11 protein-coding genes are annotated in these 13,861 nt (G+C 52.6%); 8 read left to right on the top strand and 3 right to left on the bottom strand.

From position 1 onward, the window contains the following. Nucleotides 1-45 precede the first annotated feature (45 nt). The 6 genes from BM258_RS09055 (at nt 46) to hflX (ending at nt 8,868) form a co-directional block, all read left to right on the top strand. Nucleotides 46-2,403, top strand: coding sequence for a sensor histidine kinase NtrY-like (locus tag BM258_RS09055; protein ID WP_139229245.1), 2,358 nt, complete (start codon nt 46-48; stop codon nt 2,401-2,403). A 2-nt stretch (nt 2,404-2,405) separates the two neighbouring features. After that, on the top strand, nt 2,406-3,776 hold the full coding sequence (gene ntrX / locus BM258_RS09050) for a nitrogen assimilation response regulator NtrX (RefSeq protein WP_090071372.1): 1,371 nt from the start codon (nt 2,406-2,408) through the stop codon (nt 3,774-3,776). 226 nt (nt 3,777-4,002) lie between these two features. Further along, entirely contained in the window at nt 4,003-5,379 is a 1,377-nt protein-coding gene (gene trkA / locus BM258_RS09045; RefSeq protein WP_090071369.1) for a Trk system potassium transporter TrkA, read from the top strand. 23 nt (nt 5,380-5,402) lie between these two features. Further along, nucleotides 5,403-6,866: a TrkH family potassium uptake protein gene (locus BM258_RS09040; protein ID WP_090071367.1), complete on the top strand. Its 1,464-nt coding sequence runs from the start codon at nt 5,403-5,405 to the stop codon at nt 6,864-6,866. Between the two features lie 349 nt (nt 6,867-7,215). Continuing rightward, on the top strand, nt 7,216-7,470 hold the full coding sequence (gene hfq / locus BM258_RS09035; protein WP_090071364.1) for an RNA chaperone Hfq: 255 nt from the start codon (nt 7,216-7,218) through the stop codon (nt 7,468-7,470). Nucleotides 7,471-7,524: 54 nt separating this feature from the next. After that, on the top strand, nt 7,525-8,868 hold the full coding sequence (hflX, locus tag BM258_RS09030; RefSeq protein ID WP_090072149.1) for a GTPase HflX: 1,344 nt from the start codon (nt 7,525-7,527) through the stop codon (nt 8,866-8,868). A gap of 86 nt (nt 8,869-8,954) precedes the next feature. Here hflX and mazG read toward each other — a convergent pair whose 3' ends face one another. Further along, nucleotides 8,955-9,794: a nucleoside triphosphate pyrophosphohydrolase gene (gene mazG, locus BM258_RS09025; RefSeq protein ID WP_090072147.1), complete on the bottom strand. Its 840-nt coding sequence runs from the start codon at nt 9,792-9,794 to the stop codon at nt 8,955-8,957. Between the two features lie 61 nt (nt 9,795-9,855). After that, nucleotides 9,856-10,563: a tRNA (5-methylaminomethyl-2-thiouridine)(34)-methyltransferase MnmC2 gene (gene mnmD, locus BM258_RS09020; RefSeq protein ID WP_090071362.1), complete on the bottom strand. Its 708-nt coding sequence runs from the start codon at nt 10,561-10,563 to the stop codon at nt 9,856-9,858. 107 nt (nt 10,564-10,670) lie between these two features. On the opposite strand from mnmD, the gene BM258_RS09015 reads away from it, so the two are divergent. Next, complete coding sequence (locus tag BM258_RS09015) at nt 10,671-11,849, top strand: NAD(P)/FAD-dependent oxidoreductase (protein WP_090071360.1); 1,179 nt, start codon at nt 10,671-10,673, stop codon at nt 11,847-11,849. A gap of 926 nt (nt 11,850-12,775) precedes the next feature. On the opposite strand, the gene BM258_RS09010 is transcribed toward BM258_RS09015, so the two are convergent. Further along, nucleotides 12,776-13,342, bottom strand: a complete 567-nt coding sequence (locus tag BM258_RS09010; protein WP_139229244.1) for a helix-turn-helix domain-containing protein — start codon at nt 13,340-13,342, stop codon at nt 12,776-12,778. Between the two features lie 235 nt (nt 13,343-13,577). Between BM258_RS09010 and BM258_RS24265 the strand changes: the two genes are divergently transcribed. Next, a partial coding sequence (locus BM258_RS24265) for a transposase (protein WP_139229173.1) occupies nt 13,578-13,861 on the top strand: 284 nt, incomplete at its 3' end.

Genomic DNA, 13,861 nt, shown 5'->3' with positions numbered 1-13,861 from the left:
GATTCCCTCTATTGGGATAGCCCTTTTTGCTAGGATTTGTTGCGCGTGTCATATCTTTCGGAGTCTGAAGCGTCCGCCAAACGGCCGGCTGGCCTTGACCAACTCGGGGGCAAGGAAGCTGCTGCCAAATATGGCCCTGAGAAACCAGAAAAAAGAAGCCGATTGCGTTATATCGGCCTGATTAGCGTTGTGCTTTCGGTTGTTTCAGGCGTGACGTCCTTTGTCATCCTGTTGGGATTGACATCAATCGAGCCGACCGATGATGTCATCAGAATAGCGATGATCGTGAATGGCGTGCTGCTGTTCATGCTGGCGCTGATCATTTTTCTGGAAGCCTGTGCCGTATTGCGGGCTCGCAAAAAGGGACGGGCTGGCGCGCGGTTGCATATTCGCGTCATGGGGCTGTTCGCTCTGGTGGCAACGGTGCCAACGATCCTTGTGGCGATCTTTGCAAGCATTACGCTGGACCGTGGTTTGGATCGCTGGTTTTCCTCGCGTACGCAGGCGATTATCAATAGCTCGCAAACGGTTGCCTCGGCCTATACCAAGGAGCATGCCCGCGTATTGCGCAATGAATTGCTGGGCATTTCGCAGGCACTGAATGAGGCCGAACCCTATTTTCTGCTTGATTCTGATCGCTTTCGTGCCATCTTCTCGCGACAGACCCGCATTCGCGGCATTCCTGCGGCCTTTGTGGTCAACGGGGCCGGTGAGCAGTTGATGGCGTCGCCAAGCCGGCTTGATCAGCCTGCGCCCAAGATGCCCGGGCCGGAATTGTTGGAACAGGCCCACAGTCAGCCTGTCTTCATTGCTCTCGGCGACTCTAACCTTGTTGCCGGTATTTCTCGGCTTGAGGAATTCAACGACGCCTATCTGTTTGTCTTGCGGGTAATCGACCCTGTTGTATCAAATTTTCTGCGGATGACGTCGGAGAATGCGCAGGAATATCGAGCCTTCTTTGATAGCCGATCCAATATTCAGGCTGCATTTGCCATGCTTTATACAGGGGCAGGGTTGATCGTTCTGCTCTCGACGACTTGGTTTGCTATCGGTTTTTCCAATCGGCTGGTCGCGCCCATCCGGCGGTTGATCGGAGCGGCCGAGCGCGTGCGACATGGGGATCTCTATGTGCGTCTGCCGGTAGACAAGGGCTCGTCTGATTTTGGAAATCTGAATGAGACCTTCAACACCATGACAACAGAGTTGCGGTCCCAGCGGGACGAACTCATTCTGGCGCGCGATGCCATTGATGCCAGACGGCGCTTTACCGAAGCGATGTTACAGGGTGTCAGCGCCGGGGTGATCGGTGTTGATGAGACCGGAGAGATCACGCTGGCCAACCCGTCTGTGTTGAAGATCCTCGGTCTCAAAGAGCGGGATTTGCTAGGCGAAGATCTCGACAATGTGCTGCCCGAGATTGCGTCGCTGGTGGACGAAGCAGATCATCTGACCGAGGCACACAAGGAAGGCCAGATTACGCTGGTGCGGAATGGTATCGAATATGCCTTGCGTGTGCGCGTAACCCTCGAGCGTAGCAATGAGGACGAAAGCCACTCATATGTTGTCACCCTGGATGATATTACCGAACTGGTCAGCGCGCAGCGCTCTGCCGCATGGGCTGATGTAGCACGCCGCATTGCGCATGAAATCAAGAACCCGCTGACACCGATCCAGCTTTCCGCGGAACGCCTGCGTCGGCGCTATGGCAAGAAAATCGCCGAAGATGATCAGAAGGTCTTTGAGCAATGCGTCAATACCATCGTCAGGCAGGTGGGGGATATCGGTCGCATGGTCGATGAATTCTCCTCCTTTGCCCGTATGCCCAAACCGGTGTTCGAGCATGGGGATCTGTCGGAGATCATCAAGGAATCGGTCTTCTTGATTGAGGTGGCCAACCATGACATCAAGTTTGATACCGATATTCCGGAAAAGATGCCGGTTTCCTTTGATCATCGGCTCATTTCCCAGGCTATGGCCAACATCATCAAGAATGCCACCGAGGCGATTGCCGGACGAGAAGATCGGCAGGATATTGATGGTCAGGTGATCGTGAAGGCGGAAGAAGAAGGCGTGAATTATTGCGTCCGTATTATAGATAATGGCATTGGCTTTCCCGCCAATAACCGGCAGCGCCTGCTTGAGCCCTATATGACGACCCGAGAAAAAGGCAGCGGTCTGGGGCTTGCTATCGTTCGCAAGATCTTGCGCGAGCATGGTGGCGGCATTCAACTGAGAGATGCCAGCGAAGTGACTGAATTCGAGCAGGGTGCATGCATCGAAATTCGCCTGCCCAAAGAGGGAGTGGAGCAGGATACGTCCGGTGAATCTGATGAGAGGGCTGAACAGAATCACAATTCCGGTTTGGCTCTTTCCGATCAATCAAATAGTGAAACGGAGGTCTGAAGATGGCGGCTGATATTCTCGTAGTCGACGACGAGGTCGATATTCGTGAGCTTGTTGCAGGGCTTCTGGAAGATGAAGGCTATGACACACGCATGGCGTCACACAGCGATGAGGCGTTGGAGCTGATCGAGCAGCGGCGACCATCCCTGATCTTTCTTGATATCTGGCTGCAGGGCTCTCGCCTTGATGGGCTTGCCTTGTTGGCGGTCATCAAACAAAAGCATCCCGAACTGCCGGTTGTCATGATTTCCGGTCATGGTGGTGTCGAAACGGCGGTGGCTGCCATCAAGCGTGGTGCTTATGACTTTATCGAAAAGCCCTTCAAGGCTGATCGTCTCATTCTGGTCGCCGAGCGGGCGCTGGAAGCCTCAAGCCTGAAGCGCAAGGTGAAAGATCTGCAGTCGCGCAGCGGCGGGGAGACCAAGCTAGTCGGCTCGTCAAGCCCGATGAACAATCTGCGTCAGATGATTCAGCGCGTTGGCCCGACCAACAGCCGCGTATTGATCTCTGGTCAGTCCGGTTCGGGCAAGGAACTGGTCGCACGTTGCATTCACCAGCAATCGCCGCGCTCCGAAGCGCCTTTCGTGATTTTTTCCTCCATTCAGTTTGCTATGGATGATCTGGAGTTTCAGCTTTTCGGTACAGAGGCCGATGGGGCAACCCAGCGCAAGGTGGGGGCTCTGGAAGAGGCTCACGGCGGCACTCTTTATCTGGAGGAGATTTCCGATCTGCCCCATGAAATGCAAAGCAAACTGACTCGGGTATTGACCACCGGCAAGTTCATTCGTGTTGGCGGCAGCAAAGCTGTTCAGGTTGATGTGCGAGTGATTTCTTCCACGTCGCGTAACATGGAGGGGCTTATTTCAGAAGGCGTGTTCCGTGAAGATTTATTCCATCGTCTGAGTGTGGTGCCGCTTGCCGTGCCGCCTCTGGCTGAGCGACGCGAAGATATCCCTGAACTCGTTTTGCATTTTATGGAGCAGCTTTCCTCGACCTCTGGCCTGCCTGCGCGCAAGATTGGCGAAGATGCCATGGCCATTTTGCAGGCGCATAACTGGCCGGGCAATATTCGCCAGTTGCGCAATAATATCGAACGGTTGCTGATTCTGACCAAAGGGGATGAGAATGCGGTGATCACCGCTGATCTGCTGCCTAATGAGGTGGGGGAAACTGTTCCGAGCATTCCTGGAGGTGGAGAAGCTGGAGAGCAGATTATGTCTCTACCGCTCAAAAAGGCGCGTGAGGTGTTCGAGCGTGAATATCTCAAGGCGCAGATCGCTCGATTTGGCGGAAATGTCTCGCGTACAGCTGAGTTTGTCGGCATGGAACGCTCGGCGCTGCATCGTAAACTCAAGAGCCTCGGTGTGGTCTAGAAGTGGCCAACCAGCGCTCGATTTGGCTCTGTTTGCGCCTATTGCCTTCTTATATGAAGAGAGCTATGCGTTTCTTTCATTGGGCTTGGTGTGAAAATATGCAATAAAGCCCGGATGACATTTCTCATGGAAGCTGACCTTTGGGGCCGGCGCCTTGGGGCATCGAGTTCAATTCGCCTTTGCCTGCCGCGCGCGGTGGTCTGGCGATAAATGAAAGCGGTCAGTTATGAAAGTGGTGATTTGCGGCGCAGGACAGGTCGGTTACGGCATCGCCAAGCATCTGTCATCGGAGCAGAATGACGTTACGGTGATTGATAGTTCTCCGCGGCTGGTTGCGGCCATTCGGGACACGCTGGATGTGCGTGGCTATGTGGGCCATGGGGCTCATCCCGATATCCTGGCGCGAGCCGGCGCTAAAGAAGCTGACATGATCATTGCTGTCACGCTTTATGATGAAGTCAATATGGTCGCCTGTCAGGTGGCGCACTCCATTTTCAATGTGCCAACCAAAGTGGCGCGTGTGCGTGCGCAATCCTATCTTGAAAAGCATTATGCGGATCTGTTCTCTCGCGAGCATCTGCCGATTGACGTGATCATTTCGCCAGAAGTGGAAGTGGGGGAAATGGTGCTGTCGCGCATGGCGATGCCAGGAGCGGAAGATACCGTGCGGTTTGCCGATGGTGAAGTGCTGATGATCGCGATTGATTGCGAGGAAGAATGCCCTGTTGTCGATACGCCATTGCGTCAGCTGACCGAGCTTTTCCCTGACCTTAAAGCGGTCGTCGTTGGCATCCGGCGGGACGGGCAGCTTTACGTGCCTCATGCCGAGGATCATCTGCAAGCTGGCGATCTGGCTTATGTGGTTGTGGCGCGTGAGCAGGTCTGGCGTACTCTGAGCATCTTTGGTCATGATGAGGATCAGGCAAACAAGGTTGTTATCGCTGGTGGTGGCAATATCGGACGCTATGTGGCGCTGGCCATTGAAGAGCGCAGAAAGCGCACCCGCGCCAAGGTCATCGAATTTGATCGGGATCGCGCGATCAAGATTGCCAACGATTTCGAAGACACAATCGTGTTGCAGGGCAGCGCGCTTGATCAGGACATCCTGAAAGAAGCCGACATTCGCGAAACCGATACGATGATTGCGCTGACGAACAATGATCAGGTCAATATTCTTAGCTGTGCCATGGCCAAAAGGTTGGGCTGTGCACGCACTATGGCCCTGCTCAACGATTCCCACTATTCGGATCTGGTGCATGATCTGGGCATCGATTCAAACGTTAATCCGCGCTCGGTGACCATTTCAAAGATCCTGCAGCATGTGCGCCGCGGGCGTATTCGCGGGGTTCATGCGGTTGAAGATGGGGCGGCCGAGGGCATTGAGGCTGAAGCGCTGGAAACATCACCACTGGTTGGGCGCCCATTGCGAAGCGTCGAGTTTCCGGATGGCGTGCGCGTGGGGGCCATTTTCCGGCGCAATGCGGTTTTGATGCCGGATGGTGACACCACCATTCAGGCTGGTGACAGGGTAATCCTCTTTGCGCTGGCCGACCGTGTGAAACAAGTGGAACTGCTGTTCCGCGTCAGCTTTGAATTTTTCTGAGTTCTGATTGAGGCTGTGCGCGGATGACCGCTATTCTCTATTACCTCTCCATTTTGCTTGGTGCGCTCGGTGGGCTAATGCTGCCCACTGCGCTCGTCGCACTGAGTGCTGGTGATACTGAACTTGCGGAAGGCTTTTTGCTCACATCCGGCCTGACGGGCTTTCTCTCGGGCGGGGTCTATTTTGCCTTGCGCGGGCAGGAAAGGGAGATGCTCAATCAGCAGACCTTTCTTCTCTGCGTTCTGGCCTGGTTGGGGCTGCCTGTTGCTGGCGCCTTTCCTTTCGTTCTGACCGGACAAATGGAATGGGTCGATGCCTTCTTCGAGGCGGCATCGGGCATCAGTACGACGGGTGCGACCATATTGCAAACGCTGGAGAGCGTGCCAAAGGCGATTATCTTCTGGCGGGCCATTCTGCAATGGTTTGGTGGATTTCTCACGCTGTTGAGCTTTCTTCTGATTTTGGCCCCTAGTGGCGTGGGCGTGATCCGAGACACCTACAGCAAGTTTATGGAGCAGAGCCTTGGCGATGAAATTGGTTGGACATTCAACGTTTTAAGGCAGGTTGGTAGTGCGTATGGTCTGGTAACACTTACGCTTGTGGTTCTGTTGGTCGTTGCGGGGATACCGCCTTTTGATTCCACCTGCATTGCCTTTTCGACTATTTCAACGGGAGGCTTTTTGCCCGTGGATGGGGCTATCGGTGAGCATTATAACAACCGAATGGCCGAGTTCATCATCGCAATGGGGATGATGGCCGGTGCGTCGAGCATTGTGTGGCATCGCATGGCTGTGCGGAATAAGCTGCGTTTTCTGGTTGAACATAGAGAAAGCTATATTCTTTTCATTCTGATGTTTGGCGCCGGGCTTGTCTACTCCATCACCTTGTTCCAACTGGCCGGTGGCGCTAGCGTTCTGGCTCCGGGGGCGGCCTTGCGGCAGGGCTTCTTTGCCGCCATTTCGTTGATATCAACGACAGGGTTCGAGTTGCGCCATGCGGACGTCACAGTCTTCCCTGGCCTTTTGGTCATCAGTCTTGCCATGATGGGCGCGACTTCTTTTTCCACGGCAGGGGGGCTGAAAATCTACCGTATGTTTGCGCTCTTCATGCAACTCGTCAGCGAAGTGAGCCGGCTTTTCCATCCCAACAAAATCCGCAAGGGCTGGATCGGTCATGCCAAACCAACAATCCAATTCATGAATGGCGTTTGGACATCGCTTCTGCTCTCTATCATTCTGATTGCCATCGTCTCTGGTGTCGTTACGACCAGCACAGGCTATCTTGAAGGTGGCCTCATCGCTACGATTTCGAGCTTTGCCAATATCGGGCCGCTCTACAGCACGAGCTGGGCGCAGACGGCTGATTGGCCGCGCTATTATGAAATGACGCCGCTTGTCAAATATGTTCTGGCAGGGACGATGCTTATCGGGCGGATGGAAATTGTTGTCCTGCTGGGGGCGTTAAATTTCAAATTCTGGTACAGATAGTGCTTTATAACGCAACACAATGGTTGGTTTTTGGTAGGAATGCATGAATTGGTTGCGATTGCGACTTGGCAAGCAGGTGGTTTTGTTTAAACTGAGGGCTTGAGAATCGTTATCGTTTGATACTCTCGAGTTTGAATGGCGCGGTTGTTAAGACGGTTTGTGGGGGACAGTCTAGCAATCATTCATCATTTTCCCCCAAGATGTGTGGACAATCCAGACTTTGCGGCATTGCTTAAATAAAAGAGTTATGCTCAGACTGGTTTAATCTTACGGACTACGTCATAGTGATGGTTCAAACTAGGTTGGAATAAGACCGAGTGTTGAATTAAAAGAAAATAAGGCAGGACACATGGCAGAACGAGCCCAGAACCTCCAAGATACCTTTCTCAATCATGTCAGAAAAACAAAGACACCTTTGACTATTTTTCTGGTCAACGGGGTCAAGCTGCAAGGCGTTGTAACCTGGTTTGATAATTTCTGCGTACTTCTGCGCCGTGATGGTCATTCTCAGCTGGTTTACAAGCATGCCATCTCGACGATTATGCCGAATGGGCCGCTGAGTCTGTTTGAAGGCGGTGAGACTGGCGAAAAGGCTGAAGGCTGATTGTCAGATTCAGGTGAATTCGAAGGGCAGGACGAGCGTAAAGGTCCGCGCAAGATGATCGAGCGTGGTGCCGTGGCAACGCGTACTCTCGTTCTGGTTCCCATTCTATCGCAACATTTGCAGAATAAGGCTGCTTCCGAAGGGCGTATTATCCGCCGGACGGATGAGTCACGTCTGGAAGAGGCGGCAGGACTTGCTGCTGCCATCGAGCTGGATGTTGTCGATGTTTTGCGCGTACCGCTCAATGCCATTCGCCCCTCGACCCTGATCGGGAAGGGGAAGCTGGAAGATATCTGGGATATTATTGATAGGGAGAAGGTTGATCTGATTATTATCGATCATCCACTATCCCCTATTCAGCAGCGCAACCTTGAAAAGGAATGGGATACCAAGGTTCTGGATAGAACCGGGCTCATTCTCGAAATTTTCGGACGTCGCGCCCAGACCAAAGAAGGTCGGCTGCAGGTCGAACTTGCGCATCTCAATTATCAAAAAGGCCGGCTGGTTCGTAGCTGGACCCACCTTGAAAGACAGCGCGGCGGTATCGGTTTCATGGGCGGTCCCGGTGAAACGCAGATTGAGGCTGACCGAAGAGCCCTGCAAGAAAAAATCAATCGTCTGGAGAAGGATCTCGAGCAAGTGCGCCGGACGCGCGGGCTGCATCGATCCAATCGCCAGAAAGTTCCGCATCCGATCGTTGCGCTTGTCGGCTATACGAACGCGGGCAAATCGACATTGTTCAATCTGTTGACCGGGTCAGGCATCTTTGCCAAGGATCTGTTGTTTGCAACGCTCGACCCGACCTTGCGCACGATGGTTCTGCCTCACGGGCGTCCGGTTATCCTGTCAGATACGGTCGGGTTTATTTCCGATCTTCCAACACATCTGATTGCAGCCTTCCGCGCGACGCTGGAAGAAGTGCTCGAAGCGGACGTGATATTGCATGTGCGCGATATCGTGCATGAAGACACCAATGCGCAAGCGGAAGATGTTGCCAACGTTTTGCATGATCTTGGTATCGAGATCGACGAAGATCCACGCGTGATTGAAGTCTGGAATAAGATTGATCTGTTGCCCGAGGAAGAACGGCAAACTGTCATGGAGCGCGCAGCCTCTCAGCAGCCATCGCGTGCAACGGGGCAATTGCAGCCTGTGGCCGTTTCAGCTGTTTCCGGGCAGGGGACAGATGTTCTGTTAGCCGAGATTGAAGACAAGCTCGGCGAGGATGACAATATTCTCACGCTGCATCTGGGCTTTGAAGATGGGGAGGGGCTGGCATGGCTCTATCGCCATTGCGACGTTCTGGACCGATCGGATGGAGAAGAGGGCATTGATTTGCATGTGCGGGCGCAAGACAAGGTGGAAGCCGAACTGCGCAACCGGTTTGACGTCGATTGATTACCGGCAAAGATGCTGTTTAGATACCGCATCGTCACGAAATTCAAAAGGCCTCGTCCATTTTGGGCGGGGCCTTTTTGTTGGGCTCAATCGCGTTCTTTTTTGGCTTCCTGCCAGAGATCTTCCATTTCGTCCAGGCTGGCATTTTCCAGACTGCCTCCGCGCTCGGAAAGTTCGTTTTCGATATGGCCGAAGCGATCGCGGAATTTCTGGTTCGTATAAGCCAGCGCTTCATCCGGGTCTACATCGAGATGGCGGGCGAGGTTGGCAACTGCGAAAAGCAGGTCGCCGATCTCGTTGCGTACAGCCTTTTCATCCATTTCATGAAGGATGAGCTCGTTGCGCACTTCTTCCACTTCTTCGGCAATCTTGTCCAGAACAAGCAGCGGATCGTTCCAATCGAAGCCAACCTTGCTGGCTTGCTTTTGTAGTTTGACGGCCGCCTTCATGGTTGGCATGCCGCGCGGTACAGCAGAAAGAAAGGTTTTGTCCTCGTCAGTCAAACCCAGCGCCTGGCGTTCACTTGCGCGCTCGGCTTTTTCCTCGGCCTTGATGGCTTCCCATGCCTTGCGGACCATGCCTTTGTCACGGGCGTCTGTGTCGCCAAATACGTGCGGGTGGCGCCGGATCATTTTCTTGGTGCTGGCTAAAACGACGTCGCCAAAATCGAAGCTGGCCGGGTGGTCTTCCATTTCCTTGGCCATCTGCGCGTGGAAAACAACCTGCAACAAAAGATCCCCCAACTCATCACGCATGTCATAGAGGTCGTTCCGCTCGATGGCGTCCTGCACTTCATACGCTTCTTCGATGGTGTAAGGGATGATGGAGGCGAAATCCTGTTCGATGTCCCAGGGGCAACCAGTCTCCTTGTCACGAAGGCGGGCCATGATTTCGACAAGCGTTGCTATGTCGCGTGAGGGTTGAATTGTCATTTTTGAACTCAAGACTTATTTGAGGTGGGGCGCCTTTTGTGGCGTATGGAATGACTCACCTTGAGCCGGTGATCATGTCCCGTTTATGCCCAAAGCCTTTGCGCTTTGCAATGGAGAAACCTGCTGATTGCAGGTTGCGCCTTACCCAGCCTGCAGCCGTGTAGCTGGCGAGAGTGGCTTCAGGGTTGGACGCATCATAGACCGATTGCATCAGGGTTTCGGACCAAAGTTCGGGATTGGTCTTGGGGTTGAATCCATCGAGAAACCACGCATCGATGGAAGAGGGGATCGTCTTGATCCCATCGGCGGCATCTCCGATATAGAGATGAAGCGCGACAGAGTTAAAGTCGAATTTTAGCCAGCCTTCACTATTTGGCTTCCATTCTTCAACCAGTTTATTAGCGAGCTCAGCGAGATCCGGCCAGGGCGAAAGTGCTTTGGCAAGGCTCTCTTGGTCGAGCGGATATTTCTCAAAGGAGATGTAAGTGAGTGATGGGGCATTGGTTCCTTGCGACATGGTGCAGTCGTTCAACGTATCGTGCCACGCTTGCCAGGTGGCTAGAAAATTGAGTCCCGTTCCAAAGCCGAGCTCGCCGATGGTGACGGATTGTCCATTGAGCCAGCGCTCCGGCAGCCTGTTGCCATCTATGAAAACATAGCGCGTTTCATCAAGGCCGTTTTCCCGCGTGTAATAGGTGTCGTCAAAGCGTGTGGATTTAGGGGTCAAATTGTCAAGCCAGACGAGTTCAGGAGGCTTCGCCATATCAATTTTCCGTTCGATCGATTAGGGTACGGCAACCTTAACTGTGGAAGCCTAGAGCGTGGTGTCCGGCATCATGCCGCTTCCTTTCATAAGAAGAAATATGAGCTATGCCAAGTCCTCTCAATTCCTCATCATCCACTCATTATGATTGCCTCGTTGTCGGCGGTGGCGTGTTTGGTCTTTCCATTGCCAGAGCCTGTTTGGGCGAAGGCATGAGCGTTGCGCTGGTCGATAAACAAGAGATCGGGCAGGGCGCAAGCTATGGTCTTCTGGGAGCACTTTTGCCCCATATGTCAGAGAGATGGAATGAGAAAAAAGAGTTTCAATTCAATGCATTAAAAAATCTTTCTGAAGTTAAAGTATTACTTGAAGAAGAGACTGGTCTTTCCATCGGTTATGATCGCTGCGGACGCGTCGTGCCGCTCGGTACCGAGGCGCTGAGAGAGCGCCATGAGGTGCGATCCAAAGAAGCAGAAGTGCTCTGGCATGGCGCCGAGACCGGCTATTATCACAAGGTTTTCCCGCAGGATGATCTGGGCGGTTGGCTTAATGCTGAGCTGTGCCCGGAAGGATATGCGTTTGACAATTTCTCGGGGCGCGCCAATCCTCGTGCTTATTGCGAGGCTGCTCGGGCGTCTGTCATCAAGCGCGGTGGCGTTGTCATGGAGAATGCTGAAGTGGTCGACATCAAAGATCTGGGCGAAGGCGCTCAGGTGACGCTCGCCAGCGGAGAAACGCTCTCGGCTGGTCTTGTGGTGCTGTCTGCGGGCTATAAGAGTTTCCCGATGATCGAGGCACTGACAGGCAAAGAGGATCTTGGTATCGGCGTTAAGGGGCAGGCGCTGATTGCCAAGGTAGGACAAAAACCCGGTCTGCCGGTTTTGTATGACCGTACTGTCTATGTGGTTCCGCATGATGATGGCGTCTGTGCCATTGGTAGCACCACAGAGGAAGAATGGGACGATGAACACAGCACAGATGATCGCTGCGATGAAATCTGGGCCAAGGCGCTCAATCTGTGTCCGATGTTAGAAGGGGCCGAAATCATGCAGCGCTGGGCCGGAATTCGTCCCAAGGCCACAAAGCGCGATCCAATGGTTGGCTTCTTGCCGGGCTCGAAAAGCATCTTTGCTGCGACAGGTGGTTTCAAGATTGGCTTTGGCTTGGCCCATGCCATCGCTCAGGTTTCTGTTGAGCGGCTTGCCAAGCTGGAGCCTACATTGAAGCTACCAGACTCCTTTGAGGCGTCAAGCCATCTCAATGGCAAAGCTTGGGGCCAGAAGTAAGCGCCGGCAATCTGGGCTACAGTTCAAGGCAATCATACAGGCCGCCAGCGTTTGAGCTCTGGCGGCTTTTTTATATCATGTCGAGGGAGGGGCTATAGCCAATGCCGTTTAAACGATGATGCGTGTGAGGCATCCATGACACCGCCGTTTGTTTATATCAATAATTCGCATAATGTATTATTTCTCGCATTGAAATTTTCTTCACTGACTGACTGACTTAAATTTTTTTTATTTAATTCAATAATTTATGCAAGACGTAGATGTGGATTTTTAACAAGAGTAAAAATTACATGTAGTTTTGTAGTCAAAATGAGCGGTTTCAGATGCCAAACTACAGTTTTTGATACTAGCTAACACAGTTCGCTTGATTTGCTTGTCGGAAGCGCAGCGCAGTAAGATCAAAGAAATTCTGTCTGCTATTTCTGGATACTTCAAGCTGCCTCCTACATTGTCCCTGATGAAGGGCTGAACCGACTTTCTCTGATGAAAAAAAGCCTAAGTGGTAAACTGGGCGGGAAGCAGCCATTTGCCGAAGATGCGAGATCTCAGATGTTACCAACCGAAGCGGCCATTCAAAAAATCTCAGAGCGCGATCATCGCTCAGAACTCAAAACGTCAGAATTTAAGAGTTCGCTGGGATCTACAATGTGCTTCTTCGTTTCATTTGGTCACTCCCTATAACGCAATCTCTTGAAATGCCAATTTGCAGCTGTATAACGAGTTAGGAAGAGTGGGAGTACGTAAATGTGAGGTGGTCCCGGTTTTTTGGACAGGTTTGCAGCGTTTCTAAGGTGTATCGGGTTTAGGTTTCATGCTGCTTTTTGCTCTCCGCTACCGTCCCAGTATGCTTCGTCCGGGGTTCGCCGATCAAGCGCGGAATGAGGCCGCTCGGTATTGTACAATCCTGTTCCATAACGCCCATCTCTCTATGTTGTTGATGTAAATAAGTTTTGTTGATCTACTATGTGTCCTGCGGGGTGGTTTTCCTTGTTTTTGACCCTTTCAGCGATAGCTTGACCTGTAGGTTTGTCTAAATCAGAGCGTTCAAAAATCCATGGACCGTCAGGAAGAGGATGTAAGGCAGCTATTTCTCCGGCCAAGACTGCCCGCTTGAGCGTTTTCTGACTTATGTTCAAATATTTTGCTGCATTGGTCAGATTAAGCCAAGGCTCCATACCATTCTGCGCGGCGTGGAATGCCGGGATTTTTCGGTGTGAGCGCAATGCGCACACACGCTCCCGTGTCCAGCGATTGCCGTTTCCGGTGAGTAGCCCATTTCTATTTAATAGGCCTGCGATCAGATCGTCTTTGGCGATCAAAGTGAGCTGTTTGACAGCTTCAACGGTTTCCAGTGGCGTGCTATTGCGTTGCCCGCGTCGCCTTTTAGGAAGGCGAAGTTCGGTATGGGCTCCCCCCACCCAGTGGATGACGAGAACAATCTCTACAGTATCATCGTCAATATCGGCGACAACCTCATGAATGACAGTGCGCACGATGCGTTTTTTAAGCCGAGCGTCTGTGGTTGGTGCATTCCAGATAGCTTGCAGGTCATCGGCCAACCCCGCGAAGGAGACGGGTGAGTTATTCTGCGTAGTTTCTATATTTGCGTCATGGACAGAAACCTGCTTTTCGATTTCGGCTTGCCGGATGAGCGCAGTATTCAGAGCTGGTCCCAGGCATTTGGACCATGTGTTAAGGTGGATCGCCTGAACAGAAAGACGATCCGAAATGACGAAGAGAAAACGCTACTCTGCCGACTTCAAGGCCAAGGTTACGCTTGAAGCAATCCGCGAAGAATTGACGCTTTCAGAGCTGTCGAAGAAGTATGATGTCCATCCCAACATGATCAGCGCTTGGAAGCGAACTGCGATTGAGAATATGGCGTCAGGCTTTTCAAAGGGCAAGGAAACCGAGCATCAGGGTAATGATGCCGAGATTGCCCGGCTGCATGCCAAGATCGGCCAATTGGTTGTGGAACGAGATTTTTTATCGGAAGCCTCTGTTCTGCTGGG

It is taken from the genome of Cohaesibacter marisflavi (assembly GCF_900115225.1).
In the GTDB taxonomy this organism is placed as follows: Bacteria; Pseudomonadota; Alphaproteobacteria; order Rhizobiales; family Cohaesibacteraceae; genus Cohaesibacter; species Cohaesibacter marisflavi.
Note: the sequence above shows the minus strand (reverse complement) of the source record. Positions and strands in the feature narration are given on the sequence as shown.

What these genes read in the sequence shown, in the direction of transcription:
- ntrX (WP_090071372.1), top strand. Translation starts at nt 2,406, where the DNA reads ATGGCGGCTGATATTCTCGTAGTCGACGACGAGGTCGATATTCGTGAG.
- trkA (WP_090071369.1), top strand. Translation starts at nt 4,003, where the DNA reads ATGAAAGTGGTGATTTGCGGCGCAGGACAGGTCGGTTACGGCATCGCC.
- BM258_RS09040 (WP_090071367.1), top strand. Translation starts at nt 5,403, where the DNA reads ATGACCGCTATTCTCTATTACCTCTCCATTTTGCTTGGTGCGCTCGGT.
- hfq (WP_090071364.1), top strand. Translation starts at nt 7,216, where the DNA reads ATGGCAGAACGAGCCCAGAACCTCCAAGATACCTTTCTCAATCATGTC.
- hflX (WP_090072149.1), top strand. Translation starts at nt 7,525, where the DNA reads ATGATCGAGCGTGGTGCCGTGGCAACGCGTACTCTCGTTCTGGTTCCC.
- mnmD (WP_090071362.1), bottom strand. Translation starts at nt 10,563, where the DNA reads ATGGCGAAGCCTCCTGAACTCGTCTGGCTTGACAATTTGACCCCTAAA.
- BM258_RS09015 (WP_090071360.1), top strand. Translation starts at nt 10,671, where the DNA reads ATGCCAAGTCCTCTCAATTCCTCATCATCCACTCATTATGATTGCCTC.